Origin of the sequence: Ensifer sp. ENS07 (assembly GCF_014852185.1) — a bacterium.
Taxonomy (GTDB): Bacteria; Pseudomonadota; Alphaproteobacteria; order Rhizobiales; family Rhizobiaceae; genus Ensifer; species Ensifer adhaerens.
Window position 1 is genome coordinate 411692 of the sequence record NZ_JACVBE010000004.1, and the last position, 13907, is coordinate 425598.

General features: G+C 63.3%; 16 protein-coding genes. 9 read left to right on the forward strand and 7 right to left on the reverse strand.

Annotated features, from left to right (window positions below):
- The first annotated feature begins 15 nt into the window (after window positions 1–15).
- The gene (locus IB277_RS16940; RefSeq protein WP_089043361.1) at window positions 16–639 is read left to right on the forward strand and encodes a FecR domain-containing protein; all 624 of its coding nucleotides are present in this window, start codon (window positions 16–18) and stop codon (window positions 637–639) included.
- 48 nt (window positions 640–687) lie between these two features.
- Here IB277_RS16940 and IB277_RS16945 read toward each other — a convergent pair whose 3' ends face one another.
- From IB277_RS16945 to IB277_RS16955, 3 genes are read right to left on the reverse strand one after another with little or no spacing between them, the layout of a single operon-like run.
- A complete protein-coding gene (locus IB277_RS16945) occupies window positions 688–2550 on the reverse strand; it encodes a CHASE2 domain-containing protein (RefSeq protein ID WP_090295054.1) in 1863 nt (620 codons plus the stop codon).
- A 5-nt stretch (window positions 2551–2555) separates the two neighbouring features.
- Window positions 2556–3260 carry a Crp/Fnr family transcriptional regulator gene (locus IB277_RS16950; RefSeq protein WP_034797255.1) on the reverse strand — a complete coding sequence of 235 codons (705 nt, stop codon included), beginning with the start codon at window positions 3258–3260 and terminating at the stop codon, window positions 2556–2558.
- Complete coding sequence (locus IB277_RS16955; RefSeq protein ID WP_143034208.1) at window positions 3208–3417, reverse strand: hypothetical protein; 210 nt, start codon at window positions 3415–3417, stop codon at window positions 3208–3210. Before IB277_RS16955 ends, IB277_RS16950 begins: the two co-directional genes overlap by 53 nt.
- Window positions 3418–3523: 106 nt before the next feature.
- Between IB277_RS16955 and IB277_RS16960 the strand changes: the two genes are divergently transcribed.
- Window positions 3524–3946, forward strand: coding sequence for a DoxX family protein (locus IB277_RS16960; RefSeq protein WP_034797251.1), 423 nt, complete (start codon window positions 3524–3526; stop codon window positions 3944–3946).
- Window positions 3947–4019: 73 nt separating this feature from the next.
- On the opposite strand, the gene IB277_RS16965 is transcribed toward IB277_RS16960, so the two are convergent.
- Together IB277_RS16965 and IB277_RS16970 are read right to left on the reverse strand one after the other, a co-directional pair.
- Window positions 4020–4448 carry an RbsD/FucU family protein gene (locus IB277_RS16965; RefSeq protein ID WP_060519841.1) on the reverse strand — a complete coding sequence of 143 codons (429 nt, stop codon included), beginning with the start codon at window positions 4446–4448 and terminating at the stop codon, window positions 4020–4022.
- A complete protein-coding gene (locus IB277_RS16970) occupies window positions 4448–5680 on the reverse strand; it encodes an ROK family transcriptional regulator (protein ID WP_034797247.1) in 1233 nt (410 codons plus the stop codon). Before IB277_RS16970 ends, IB277_RS16965 begins: the two co-directional genes overlap by 1 nt.
- 342 nt (window positions 5681–6022) lie before the next feature.
- On the opposite strand from IB277_RS16970, the gene IB277_RS16975 reads away from it, so the two are divergent.
- The 7 genes from IB277_RS16975 to IB277_RS17005 all read left to right on the forward strand — a co-directional run bounded on the left by IB277_RS16975 (window position 6023) and on the right by IB277_RS17005 (window position 12694).
- A complete protein-coding gene (locus tag IB277_RS16975) occupies window positions 6023–7048 on the forward strand; it encodes a sugar ABC transporter substrate-binding protein (protein ID WP_034797243.1) in 1026 nt (341 codons plus the stop codon).
- A gap of 198 nt (window positions 7049–7246) precedes the next feature.
- Window positions 7247–8332 (forward strand): ABC transporter permease, encoded by a 1086-nt coding sequence (locus IB277_RS16980; RefSeq protein ID WP_034797242.1) that lies wholly within the window; start codon window positions 7247–7249, stop codon window positions 8330–8332.
- Window positions 8332–9114, forward strand: a complete 783-nt coding sequence (locus tag IB277_RS16985) for an ATP-binding cassette domain-containing protein (protein WP_034797240.1) — start codon at window positions 8332–8334, stop codon at window positions 9112–9114. Before IB277_RS16980 ends, IB277_RS16985 begins: the two co-directional genes overlap by 1 nt.
- Window positions 9111–9731, forward strand: coding sequence for a nucleoside triphosphate hydrolase (locus IB277_RS16990; RefSeq protein WP_090295050.1), 621 nt, complete (start codon window positions 9111–9113; stop codon window positions 9729–9731). Before IB277_RS16985 ends, IB277_RS16990 begins: the two co-directional genes overlap by 4 nt.
- Window positions 9732–9917: 186 nt before the next feature.
- Window positions 9918–10955 carry a dihydroorotase gene (pyrC, locus tag IB277_RS16995; protein WP_090295048.1) on the forward strand — a complete coding sequence of 346 codons (1038 nt, stop codon included), beginning with the start codon at window positions 9918–9920 and terminating at the stop codon, window positions 10953–10955.
- Between the two features lie 27 nt (window positions 10956–10982).
- Window positions 10983–11675: an orotate phosphoribosyltransferase gene (locus IB277_RS17000; RefSeq protein ID WP_043618867.1), complete on the forward strand. Its 693-nt coding sequence runs from the start codon at window positions 10983–10985 to the stop codon at window positions 11673–11675.
- A gap of 92 nt (window positions 11676–11767) precedes the next feature.
- On the forward strand, window positions 11768–12694 hold the full coding sequence (locus IB277_RS17005) for a carbohydrate kinase (RefSeq protein WP_192371323.1): 927 nt from the start codon (window positions 11768–11770) through the stop codon (window positions 12692–12694).
- A gap of 3 nt (window positions 12695–12697) precedes the next feature.
- Here IB277_RS17005 and IB277_RS17010 read toward each other — a convergent pair whose 3' ends face one another.
- Both IB277_RS17010 and IB277_RS17015 read right to left on the reverse strand, forming a co-directional pair.
- Window positions 12698–12910, reverse strand: coding sequence for a helix-turn-helix transcriptional regulator (locus IB277_RS17010; protein ID WP_090295046.1), 213 nt, complete (start codon window positions 12908–12910; stop codon window positions 12698–12700).
- A 3-nt stretch (window positions 12911–12913) separates the two neighbouring features.
- Complete coding sequence (locus IB277_RS17015) at window positions 12914–13468, reverse strand: DUF2975 domain-containing protein (protein ID WP_060581837.1); 555 nt, start codon at window positions 13466–13468, stop codon at window positions 12914–12916.
- Window positions 13469–13907: the final 439 nt, after the last annotated feature.

The window sequence follows — 13907 nt, forward strand, 5'->3', positions numbered from 1 at the left end:
GATCTGGCAGCGTCGATGCGCAAGATGCTGGTGAGCCGGCGCGTCGTCGTCGGCGGTCTGTTGCTGACGGCGGTCGGCGGTGGTGCTACGCCCGCCTGGGCAGGCTCAGCCCTTGGCGAGGCAACGGAGATCCGCGGCGATGTCCGGCTGAGGCAGGCAAAAAAGGATAAGCCACTCGCCGTCGGCGGTCAGCTGTTCGAGAACGACCGCGTGCACACGAACGCCGAGAGTTTTGCAACCTTGAATCTGGGCACGGATACGCGCGTGCTTCTTGGCGCCGAAACCGAACTGCTCGTCGATAGCTTCATTGCCGGGCAGGGCGGCACGCTCGAGCTTGGAACGGGTCGCATGGTCTTCGACCGGCCTGAGGGGTTGCCGAAGGTCGATGTCGCCGTCCGCACGGCCTTCGGCATGATCGGCGTGCGCGGCACCAAGTTCTTCTGTGGTCCGAGCCGGGCCGCCTTTGCCGTCTTTGTCGAACATGGAAGCGTTTCGGTCGCGCGCGGCGGCGTAACCAAGATCGTCGCTGCGGGGCAGGGGGTGGAGTTTCATCATCGCGGGGACGCCCCGAGCGAGCCCGCCAACTGGGGCGAGGCGCGCATCAAGGAGGCCTATGCCAGCGTCGGCCTGACGCGCTGAGCTGACGCCGACATTATCCGAAGCGGCGGGTGCAGACGGCGCGCCGCCTCAGTCGGCGACCGTGAACAGTTCCATCGTCGAGAACCCGCGGATCTCGTGGCTGCCAAGCGGGCGAAGCGGCCTTTTGCTTTCCTGAGCGGCAGCGGGCCCGACGCAGATCGCCGTGCCGAGAAACTTGTTTGCCTCCTGAAGGCGTGCCGCCAGATTGATCGCATCGCCGTGGGCCGTGTAGTCGAGCTTGCCGCCGGCGCCGACCTCGCCGACGACGGCCGGTCCGGTCTCGATCCCGATCCGCGTCCGGCCGAAACCGTTGGAGGCGAACTGCGGACGCCTGCGCATCTCTTCCGTCAGCGCATGGATCGCCTTGGCGCAATCGATGGCCCTGTCGACATGATCAGCCAGATCCTCCGGGGCGTTGAAGAACGCGTGCACCGCATCGCCCACCACCTTGTCGACCATGCCGCCATGGTCGGCCACCAGCGCGTTGACTTCGGCAAAATAGATGTCGAGCAGGGCGATGAGCGCCCGCGGCTTGAGCCTCTGCGACAGGGTGGAAAAGCTCTCGATGTCGGTAAAGAGCGCGGTCACCTGGCGCTCCTCGCCAGCCATGCGGGCAAGTCCGGGATTGTCGATGTAGCGGGCGACCACCGACTGCGGCAGATATTGCGAAAACTTCTGCCGGGCCGTCGCTTCCGCGCGCCGCACCTGGGCAAATTGCAGGACGCTGGTCACCGCGAGGACGGCAATAAGCGCGACCGAGACGCTGACGGCATCGATGAGCCAGCCGCTGGCATCGTAGACGACGGCAGCTGCAGCGACCGCGGCGGCGACGGTGCAAAGGCCGAGCGCCGCCGATGTCAGCGGCCGCAGGCGGGTGGCGGCAAAGGCGATGCCGAGGCCGGCGACAAGTGCGGCCACGGCTTCGGCAAGCGGCAATCGGCCGTCGCGCTGCGGCACGAAGCCGGTCATGATCGCGTTGGCGATGTCGGCGTGGATCTGCACCGAGGGTTCGAGCGGCATCGAGGCGCTCGGTCTGAGGCCTCCGAGGCTTGGCAGGCTGCTGCCGATCAGCACGAGTTTGCCGGCGAAGCGCTCGGGCAAAGCCTTGCCGGACAAGACGTCGGCCGCCGAAACCGTACGTTCGCTGAGCCGTTCCTGGGGACTTGCGACGAAACGCAGGCTTCCGGTGTCGTCGAGCAAGATCGTTTGCCCGTCGATGCGCATCCAGGCCGGCTGGCCGCCGAGGATGGGCGTGCCGCCGCTCCGCATCTGCCGGGCCGCTTCGATCGCCAGCGTCGGATAGGCGTCGTTGCCGAGGATGGCATAGGCCTGAACCCGGCGTATGCGCGCATCCTCGTCGCCGACGAGAAACGAGGCCGCCGCCGCACTCGCCTGATCCATGAAGGCCCGGCATGACGTTTCCGCGCCGTCGAGAAACCACAGTTCGGGCGCGGTGAAGGGTCGGCTGAGCGCCAGCGGCGGCACGGGACGCGGCCGCTCCTGCACCGTATCGGCGACGAGAAAACCGAGAACGACGGCGGTCTTCGAAAGTGCTGCGGCAAGCGCCGGGTTGCCGTCGGAGCTGGGGTCGCAATCGGCGCTGAAGACGAAATCGACTGCAATCACCTTGGCGCCCGCGGTCGCGAGTCGCGACAGAAGCTCGGCGGTCGCTGTCCGGTCCCATTCACCCGAAGGGCGCGACTGGTGGGCCTGCCGGTCGATGTCGACGACGACGAGGTCGGGCGACTGGGGGGCAGGAACCCATTGCGTCAGACTGTCGAAGAACAACTCGCGCTGGGTTTCGAACAGCGGTCCGGCGTAGAGATAGAGTGCTATGGCCGCAAGCAGGCTCGTGAGGCAACCGCCGGCGAGCGGCGTGAAACGCAAACGCCGGCGCGGCTCAACGACCATGCGGTCTAGTCCTCCTCGGGGTCAGCGATGCTCTGCAGGCGACCGACCTTGCAGGCGATGATGCCTTCGTTGCGCTTGATCGCGCCGCTCTCCTCAAGCCACTGGATGGCGCGGTTGACCTTGGGTCGGCTGGCGCCGAGCACGCCGGCGATGTCCGTCTGGCTCATGGTCAGCCTGAGATTGGCACTTTCCGGCAATTCGTTGCCGTGGATCTGCCGGAGGGTCGCGAGGAAGAAGCGCGCCACCCGGGCGTTGAGGTCGTAAAGCGCGATGGTTTCCAGCCGCTCCGTCGTGTCGCGAAGCTGGGCGCAGAGAAAGCGGATGACCGCTTCGGCCGCCTCCCGTCGATTGGTGACGATGTCGAGAAAGGCCTTCTTGCCGATTACATAGCCCTCGGAGGCGGTCGTGGCGGTCGCATCGGCCGAACGGGTCTGACCGTCGAGCACCGCCATCTCGCCGAAGATCGCGCCGGCTTCGTGCTGGCGCAGCATCAGTTCGCGGCCCTGCGGCGTGATCAGCGACAGCTTGATGCGCCCGGAGATGACGACAATCATGTAGTTGCCTTCGTCGCCGCGCTGGAAGATCACGGTGCCGGCCGGCCATTTCCGATAGGTTGCGATATTGGCAAGTTCGGCGATAGCGTCCTTGTCGAATTCTTCAAAGATCGGAAACGAGCGCCAGAATGCCGGGCTCCTGTTGATTTCGTTCATGACATTCCCCCGCGCGGCGTCCCCTGCCGCGCCGAAATTCTTCGCCCAGCCGCTCCGTCGTTGCAACATAAAAGAACGAGGCGTCGTCGTTGTAGTTCCGCATTGTCTTGCAGTCCTGCGTCGAGAAGTGGCCGATAGAAGGTTGACGATGCGTCATCGGCGTTTCATTTTTGTGAACGATCTGTCGCCCGCGCAACGGCTAGATGATTTTGAAAATACTGATACTTCTGTTGCCAACGAACCGTTTCTCACAGGAGTCTTCCATGTCTCAGAATGTTGTCGTCCTCGTCGGACGCATCCTGCTTTCGATCATGTTTATCACGGCCGGTTTCGGCAAGCTCACCGATCCGTCGGCGACCGCCGGAATGATCACCGGTGCCGGCTGGCCCGCGCCGACGCTGCTTGCCTATCTCGCCGGCGCCTTCGAACTGGTTGCCGGTCTTGCCGTTCTCGTCGGTTTCCAGACGAAGATTGCGGCCTACCTGCTGGCGGCCTTCACGCTCGTGACCGCCTTCGTCTTCCATAGCGGTGCGATCAACATTCCGACCTTCCCGCCGGAAGCCAACGGCCTGCTGAGCGTCTTCAACAGCCTGATGATGATGAAGAACATCTCGGTCGCCGGTGGTTTCCTCGTGCTCGCCGCCTTTGGCCCGGGCGCGCTGTCGATCGACAAGCGCGGCGCCTGAGGCGCGGATTTCACTTGATGAAATGCAAGGCCCGCCGGTTCGCCGGCGGGCTTTTTTCGTTGTGTGCGAAGTCTTAGGGATAAATCACGCCCTTACGCAGGATGACGTTGCCGTAAAGCCGTGGCTCGCTCGTCTGGACCACAGTGTGGGCGGCCCTGACGCGCGGATAGAAATCGGCGCCGAGCAGAGGCACAACGCGGCGGTTCGGTTCGTGCTTGCCGCAGCACGCTACGATCTCTTGGTGGACCGGGTCGAGCGTGTCCTTGTCCTGTTTGACAGTGGCCCGGAAGATCGCCTCGGGCACAAAATCGTCGATCGGCAAGACGCTCAAGATAGCGTCGAGCACGGGGATCAGCGGGTGCCCGTCGAGCCGGATGAGACGGCGCGCATGTTCCTGGCCGGGGTAGTTGCCATCCACCAGCGCGATCTCGTCGCCGTGGCCCATCGCTCGCAGCGTTGCGAGCAGTTCGGGACTGAGGATCGGGTTTAGGCCTTTCAGCATCAGCCGAGCTCCTTGAAGAGGACATTGGTGTCGAGCAGGTAGCGGGAAAAGAGCGGCAGGCTCGCGCCGCCGATGGCGCGCGCATGGCTGCCGACCATGCCTTCCACCAGTTCGGGAATAGTCACGCCCTGAAGGTCGAGGTCGTAGAGCGCCTTGCGCGTGGCGGAAAGCAACCGCGCCCGCACCCAGGGCGGGAAGCCGCCGTCGATGACGACGGCCGAGAAGTCGACGATCGAAACGGCGGAGACGACGGCCTGGGCGAGGGCTGCGCCGCAGTCGTCGATCCAGATGTCGAGCGGTTCGCCGAAGTCGATCCAGTCGTCGGCCGAGTACCAGAGCGGCCGCGGATCGATGCCGCGTTCGCGCAAGAGGTTTTCGAGCACGAAGACCGAGGCGATCTTGAGCAGCTGGATGGTCTTGCCGTCCTTGCCCGAGACCGGCAGCGGACCGACGGCGCCAGCCGTTCCTGTTCGCCCGGAGAAGAGTGCGGAGTTCAGCACAACACCGCCGCCGATGAACGAGCCGATATAGAAATAGACGAAATCCGGATAGCTGGCGCCGACGCCGAAGGCGAGCTCGGCACCGCAGGCGCTGGTGCCGTCGTTCTGCAGAAACACCGGATAGGTGGTACGGGCAGCGACCGCCGCCTGCAGGTCGACGTCGCGCCACCTGTTCATCTCTTCGCGCGGCGCGCCCACTTCTTCGGCCCAGTTCCAGAGCTCGAAGGGGGTGGCGATGCCGATGCCGGCGATGCGCTTGCGCTGGTCGGGGCCAAGCTGCTGTTCGAGCTTCGCCATGCCGGAAATGATGAAATCGACGAGGTCGCCGGGCAGTGGGTAGGCATGCACGTGGTGCAGATGCAGCCGGATGTTGCCGACGAAATCCATCAGCACCAGATCGGCGCTGCGCCGGCCGATCTTGACGCCAAAGGAATAGACCGCGTCTGGGTTGAGCCGCATCGGCGTCGAGGGCTGGCCGACCTTGCCTCTGACGGGATCGCCTTTGACCAGAAGGCCGTCGCTTTCGAGCGCGCGCATGATCACCGAAACGGTCTGCGCCGACAGGCCGGAGCGCCGGGCAATGTCGGCCTTGGAGAGGCCGCCGTGGCGCCGGACCAGCGACATGACCAGCCGTTCGTTATAGGCGCGCACGCGCGTCTGGTTGGCGCCGCCGCTCGGATCGATGACTTCAGGTTGCGTCGGTCCCCGGTCGGGGCCGTCTGTCAGTGACATGCCACCGTCTCCTCCCGTTGGCATTGGATTATGTGAGCGGGATGCGGGCGCAAACCGCCTGCATAGTTCCTCATCCCGTTCTGCCGCCCGCTTGGCGCAGGTCTCTTGTTTCCACTTGTCGCGGCTCTGTCAATTTGGTCGGCGCGCCAATCCTCCGGTGGAGCGCTGTCATCCCAACAATGCCACATCGAAATAATAATTCAATTTGATTTATTTATTGACACCCCGGAAATTTAGTGTTTGTTTTTGTCTCGGAAGCGCCAGTTGCAGCGGAGGAGAATGCTGCGGTGGTGTAGCCAGGGCCGGTCCGCCGGCACGATTTTCAATCCTTGGGAGGATTTCATGAAGAAGACTGTTCTTTCCGCTGCTTTTGGCGCGCTGTCGCTTGGCGTTGTCTTCGCCATGCCCGCGCAAGCCGCCGATGTCGGCGCCTGCCTGATTACCAAGACCGACACCAATCCCTTCTTCGTCAAGATGAAAGAGGGCGCGACTGCCAAGGCCAAGGAACTCGGCGTGACGCTGAAGTCCTATGCCGGCAAGATCGACGGCGACCATGACAGCCAGGTGGCTGCGGTCGAATCCTGCATTGCAGACGGTGCCAAAGGCATCCTGATCGCCGCCTCCGACACCAAGGCGATCGTCGATCAGGTCAAGAAGGCGCAGGAAGCCGGTCTGCTCGTGATCGCGCTCGACACGCCGCTCGATCCGGCAACCGCCGCCGATGCGACCTTTGCCACCGACAACCTGCTCGCCGGCAAGCTGATCGGCCAATGGGCCGCCGCCACCATGGGTGATGGTGCCAAGACCGCCAAGATCGGCTTCCTCGACCTGACGCCGTCGCAGCCGACAGTCGACGTTCTGCGTGACCAGGGCTTCATGATGGGCTTCGGCATCGACACGAAGGATCCGAACAAGATCGGCGACGAGGACGATCCGCGCATCGTCGGCCACGACGTCACCAACGGCAACGAGGAAGGTGGCCGCAAGGCGATGGAGAACCTTCTGCAGAAGGATCCGGATATCAACGTCATCCACACCATCAATGAGCCGGCCGCCGTCGGCGCCTATCAGGCGCTGAAGGCCGTCGGAAAGGAAAAGGACGTGCTGATCGTTTCGGTCGACGGCGGTTGCCCGGGCGTCAAGTCGGTCGCCGAAGGTGTCATCGGCGCAACCTCGCAGCAGTACCCGCTGATGATGGCGGCTCTCGGCATCGAGGCGATCAAGAAGTTCGCCGACACCGGTGAGAAGCCGAAGCCGACGGAAGGCAAGGACTTCTTCGATACCGGCGTCTCGCTCGTCACCGACAAGCCGGCAGCCGGCGTCGAATCGATCGATACCAAGGTCGGCACGGAGAAGTGCTGGGGCTGATTGCCCGCCTTCTACCGTCACCATGTAAAGGCAACGGAAGGGCGGCCCCGGCCGCCCTTCGCGTAAGCGCCGATGTCTTTGACAAGGCGACGAAAACCGCGCAGCTTTTAAAGAGTGCTATTGCCCGCGTCATTGTGGGCGGGCTGTGCACGACACCATCGCAACCCCTTGGGAGTGGGGTTCACGGGAGGAAGGTCCATGGGCGAGCCCAACACAGCCGCGCAGCCATCCCAGGAATTCGAAAAAGTCCTGGTCAACAGTTCGACGCAGGTCGCGTCGTTCGATACGCATGACAAGACAGCGGTCCAGAAGATCCAGCATTTCCTGCATTCGACGCCGGCCGCCGTGCCGTTCATCGTGCTGATTGCAGCGATCCTGATCTTCGGCATCGCCATCGGGGGTAAGTTCTTCTCGTCCTACACCCTGACCCTGATCCTTCAGCAGATCGCCATCGTCGGCATTCTTGGTGCCGCACAGACGCTGGTGATCCTGACCGCCGGCATCGATCTTTCGATCGGTGTCATCATGGTGCTGTCGGCTGTGATCATGGGCAATTGCGCCGTCACCTACGGCCTTCCGGCACCGATCGCGATCTTCATCGGCTTCGTCGTCGGCGGCGCCTGCGGCTTCCTCAACGGCTTCCTCGTCTCCAGGGTCAAGCTTCCGCCGTTCATCGTCACGCTCGGCACCTGGTATGTCATCATGTCGACGAACTTCATCTATTCGGCCAACGCGACGATCCGCGAGGCCGACGTAACGGCCGTCACCCAGATGCTCCACCTCTTCGGCGTCAGCTTCAAGGTGGGCTCCGCCGTCTTCACGCTCGGCGTGGTGATGATGGTTGTGCTGGTCTTCGGCCTCTGGTACGCGCTCAATCACACCGCCTGGGGCCGCCACCTCTATGCCGTTGGCGACGATCCGGAGGCGGCGAAGCTCTCGGGTATCCGCACCAGCCGCGTGCTTCTGAGTGCCTATACGCTTGCCGGCCTGATCGCGGCACTTGCCGCCTGGGTCTCGATCGGCCGCAACGGCTCGATCTCGCCGTCTGCAGCCGTCACCGACTACAATCTGCAGGCCATCACCGCAGCTGTTATCGGCGGCATCTCGCTCTTCGGCGGCCGCGGGTCGATCCTCGGCACACTGATCGGCGCGATGATCGTCGGCGTCGTCTCCATGGGGCTCAACATGCTCGGCGCCGATCCGCAGTGGAAAGTCTTCCTCACCGGCGTCTTGATCATCACCGCCGTCGCAATCGACCAATGGATCAGAAAGGTAGCAGGCTGATGGCTCAGGAACCCATTCTCACCGCGCGCGGCCTGGTCAAGCGTTACGGTCGCGTCACCGCCCTCGATCATGCCGATTTCGATCTCTATCCCGGCGAGATCCTCGCCGTGATTGGCGACAACGGTGCCGGCAAGTCCTCGATGATCAAGGCGATCTCCGGCGCCATCACGCCGGATGAGGGCGAGATCCGGCTTGAGGGCCAACTGATCAACTTCCGTTCGCCGATGGAAGCGCGAACAGCCGGCATCGAAACGGTCTATCAGAACCTGGCGCTGTCGCCGGCGCTGTCGATCGCCGACAACATGTTCCTCGGCCGCGAAATCCGCAAACCTGGCATCATGGGCAAGCTCTTCCGCACCCTCGATCGCGCGGAAATGGAAAAGCGGGCGCGGGCGAAACTGTCCGAGCTCGGGCTGATGACGATCCAGAACATCAACCAGGCGGTGGAAACGCTCTCGGGCGGCCAGCGCCAGGGCGTGGCCGTGGCGCGGGCCGCGGCCTTCGGCTCCAAGGTGGTGATCATGGACGAGCCGACGGCGGCACTCGGCGTCAAGGAAAGCCGGCGGGTGCTGGAGCTGATCCTCGACGTGCGCTCGCGCGGCCTGCCGATCGTCTTGATCTCGCACAACATGCCGCATGTATTCGAGGTGGCCGACCGCATCCACGTTCACCGTCTCGGCAAGCGGCTCTGTGTCATCAATCCGAAGGAGCATACGATGTCGGATGCGGTTGCCTTCATGACCGGGGCGAAGGAGCCGCCGCGCGAGGCGCTTGCGGCATGAATGTCGAGCCGATTGCAAACGAAATCCTGAAACGGGCGGCTGGTGCCGCCCGCTTCGTCGTCGCCATCGCCGGGCCGCCCGGTGCCGGGAAGTCGACGCTGGCCGAGGCGCTGGCCGAAACCCTGGTTGCCGGCGGCGAAAGGGCGGCGGTTCTGCCGATGGACGGCTTCCACATGGACAATGCCGTTCTTGAGGAAAAAGGTCTCCTCCCACGGAAGGGGTCGCCGGAGACATTCGACGTCAGGGCTTTTCTTTCGACGGTCGCCGCGGTGCGCGCCAATGACGGCGAGGTGCTGGTTCCGGTCTTCGACCGCTCGCGCGAGATCGCGATCGCCTCTGCCAGGATCGTTGCGCCCGAGACCCGCATCATCCTGGTCGAGGGCAACTACCTGCTGCTCGACGAGGCGCCGTGGGACGGGCTCGAAGGCGCCTTCGATTTCTCGATCTTCATCAATCCCGGCGTGGCAGAACTGGAGCGGCGGCTTTTGCAGCGCTGGTCCGATCACGGCTATGACGAGGAGGCGGCGAAGCGCAAGGCTCTCGGTAACGACATCCCGAACGCGCATCGCGTGGTCGACCATCAGCGGGCGGCGGATCTGGTGCTTGCGGATTTCTGAGCGATGGTCGGATTGCGGATTGTGTTTGCGGGCGCATTGGTGATATCGAGACGCGGTTCCACCACATGAGAAACCGCCCGCCACCCGCGTACCCGCCGGCTCGCAAAGCTGCGCGCGCGGATCGGGCGCGAGCCCGGGGCTGCGGTTTTCCGTCTGCGCCTGCTCTGACCTAGGAGAACGCTGACCATGCAAGACCTCGTTATCCGCCGCCCGGATGATTGGCACCTTCATTTGCGCGACGGCGACATGCTGAAGGGCGTTATCGCCGATACCAGCCGCCATTTCGCCCGCGCGATCATCATGCCCAACCTGGTGCCGCCTGTCGTCACGACCGCAGACGCCTCCGCCTATCGCGAACGTATCGTCTCGGCGATCCCGGCCGGGGACCGGTTCGAGCCGCTGATGACGCTCTACCTGACCGCAGGCACCAATCCCGACGACGTCGAAGCCGGCCACAAGAGCGGTCTCGTCAAGGCGGTCAAGCTCTACCCGGCAGGTGCGACGACCAACTCGCACTGCGGCGTGCGCAACATCGACGAGGCGATGCCGGTGCTGGAGCGCATGGCAAAGATCGGCCTGCCGCTCTGCGTGCATGGCGAAGTCACCAGCTCTGATGTCGACATCTTCGACCGCGAGGCCGTGTTCATCGAGACCGTGCTCGATCCCTTGCGCAAGCGCCTGCCGGAACTGAAGGTGACGATGGAGCACGTCACTACCAAGGACGGCATCGACTACATCAAGGCGTCGAAGGCGAACCTTGCAGGTTCGATCACCACCCATCACCTGATCATCAACCGCAACGCCTTTCTCGTCGGTGGGATTAAGCCACACTATTACTGCCTGCCGGTCGCCAAGCGCGAGAACCACCGCCTGGCATTGCGCGCGGCTGCCGTCTCCGGCGACAAGCGCTTCTTCCTCGGCACGGACTCCGCACCGCACGTCGATCCGCTGAAGGAATGCGCTTGCGGCTGCGCCGGCATCTACACCTCGATCAACACCATGAGCTGCCTGGCGCATGTGTTCGAGGAGGAGGGCGCGCTCGACAAGCTCGAAACCTTCGCCTCGCTGAACGGTCCCGCCTGGTACGGGCTGCCGGTGAACGAGGAAACGATCACGCTCAGGAAACAGGCAGAGGCTGTCACTTATCCCAAGAAGATCGAGACCGGTGCCGGTCCGGTCACCGTCTTCGATCCGATGTTCCCGCTGCACTGGGCCGTCGTTTGATCGCTTGAAGTTTTGAAGGAGAGTTTGATGTTTTCCAACGCGTTCACCGACAAGGCCGTCATGGCCGAGCTGGTCGCCAAGATGCTCTGGGAGATCAAGGCCGTGCATTTCAGCGCCGACAAGCCCTACAAGCTGTCGTCCGGCATGGCGAGCCCCGTCTATATCGACTGCCGCAAGCTGATTTCCTATCCGCGCATCCGTTCGGCGGTGATGGATTTTGCTGCAGCGTCGATCCTGCGCGAAGCCGGTTTTGAGAAGTTCGACGTGGTTGCAGGCGGCGAAACCGCCGGCATTCCCTTCGCCGCCATGCTTGCCGAACGTCTCGGTCTGCCGATGATCTATGTGCGCAAGGCGCCCAAGGGCCACGGCCGCAACGCCCAGATCGAAGGCCATATGCCGGAAGGCGCCCGCGTTCTCGTCATCGAGGACCTGACGACGGCTGGTGGCTCGATGTTCAAGTTCATCGACGCGATCCGCGCAGCCGGTGGCATCGTCGACCACGGCATTGCGCTCTTCTACTACGACATCTTCCCGGAAGCGGTCGGCGAGATGAAAGGCAAGGGCGTCGACCTGCACTGGATCGCCACATGGCGCAACGTGCTTGCGGTCGCCCGCGAGCAGAAGCTGTTCGACGAAAAGACGCTCGGTGAGGTCGAGGCCTTCCTCAACGCGCCGCTCGCCTGGTCGGGCCGCAACGGCGGCGTCAGCGCCTTGGCGTAATCTCTGGCGAGGCCCCGGTTCTGCCGGGGCCTCGTAGCGTCTTCAGTCATAATTTTTAAATCGATTGAAAATCTGTCGAGGAGGATAAGCCGATGATCGTATGCTGCGGAGAAGCGCTGATCGACATGCTGCCGCGGGACACGACCGCGGGCGAGAGTGCCTTTGCGCCCTATGCCGGCGGCGCGATCTTCAACACGGCGATCGCCCTTGGCCGCCTCGGCATCCAGACCGGATTTTTCACGGGTCTCTCCGACGACATGTTCGGCGATATCCTGCGCGACACGCTGAAGGCAGCGAATGTCGATTTCGGCCCCTGCGCGACGCTGTCGCTGCACACGACGCTTGCCTTCGTCAAGCTGGTCAACGGCCATGCCAGCTACGCCTTCTTCGATGAAAACACTGCCGGCCGCATGATCACCCGCGAGCACCTGCCAACGCTCGGCGATTTCTGTGAGGCACTGCATTTTGGCGCGATCAGCCTCATCCCCGAGCCCTGCGGCTCGACCTACGAAGCATTGATGACGCGCGAGCATGAAAAGCGGGTCATTTCTTTCGATCCGAATATCCGCCCCGGTTTCATCAAGGACCGAGAGGCTCATCTCGCCCGCATGAACCGCATGGCGGCGATGTCCGATATCATCAAGTTCTCCGACGAGGATCTCGCCTGGTTCGGCATGGAGGGAAGTCACGACGATCTCGCGGCCGAATGGCTGAGGCGCGGCCCGAAGCTGGTGCTGATTACCAAGGGCGCCGATGGCGCCGTCGGTTATACCGCCCGCCACAAGGTCGAGGTTGCCGGTGAGCGCGTGACCGTGGTCGATACGGTCGGTGCCGGCGACACTTTCGATGCCGGCGTGCTGGCATCGCTGAAGCTCGCCGGTCTCCTGAGCAAGGCCGATGTCGCCGGCCTCACTGAAACCGCCGTTCGCAACGCGCTGGCGCTCGGCGCCAAGGCGGCGGCCGTCACGGTCTCGCGCGCAGGCGCCAGCCCGCCGTGGAAGCATGAAATCGGTCTTTGATCGTTAGTCCGGGTCCGGGCGGTATTCCAGGATATCGCCCGGCTGGCAGTCGAGTGCTGCGCAGATCCTTTCCAGCGTGTCGAAGCGCACGCCCTTCACTTTTCCGGATTTCAGCAGCGAGATGTTCTGCTCGGTGATCCCCACCTGTTCGGCAAGATCGCGTGAACGAACCTTGCGTTTCGCCAGCATCACATCGAGATTGACGACAATCGGCATGCGCTAGACGAAGCTCCTGTTCTCCGCCTCGACCCCCGATGCGATGACCATGACATGGCCGAGGCCGACGACGAGCCCGGCCATCAGAAGCACGATCATCGTGCCGCCATTGATGTCGAACATCACCGCATGTCCCGTGGTGCCCGGGTTGTCATAGGTGACAGCGAGGATGCCGATCCCATTGCTGACGGTCATGCACAGCGAGCCGAAAAGGGCGGTCAGTCCCACCCGCCGCAACAGCACGCCATTGCGGCCGGACAGGATCTCGCCGCGCTGGAAGCTGTCGAAAAGCTGCCAGGCGAATGCGAGGCCGGCAATGACGAGCGCGTTGTTGATCGCAGTCAGAAAGGCGACGGTCCCGATGGCTCGATAGGACAGAGTGATGATCTCGACCCGAGGGAAGACGATGTCGCGAACGCCCTGTTCGAAGCCTTGCCGGTCGAAGAAGATCTGCCAATGCGTGTAGACGACCGCCGAACAGAACAACGCTCCGCACAATATGATCATGAGCTTCATGAAGCGGCTGAGCTTGCGCAGCCTCTCGGCGGAGTTCGTCATACAAAGTCCCTTATCGTTTCACTTGTATTTTTATCGTAAAACAATAAATAATTGCCGTCAATTGTGATGTTGGATGCGGCCCTGGAGCTTTCCTGGCAGGAGGGGAGCGCGCCTGCGGAAAGCCAGAGCTATGCGCTCAACGTCCACGCGGGCAGTGTGCCGGCTGCGGCGCTCGGGAGCCGCGTGCCACCGGGAGAAACGCTCTATCTCCTGGCTCTCGCCGAAGCGGATGCCGCGCGTTTGCGGCTGTTGCAGGAAAAGATCGCACGCTCGAAACGGGGCGAGCCTAACCGCGGCAGCCTGTCGGCCGGTTCTCCGGACGTTGCCGAAAGGTCATGGTCAATGCCCGGATGCAGATGGGGTCGGACACGGACTATTTTCCGCTGCTGTTGAAGCTCGATCTGATGGAGGTGCTGAAACCCGGCGCCACGACGTTGCC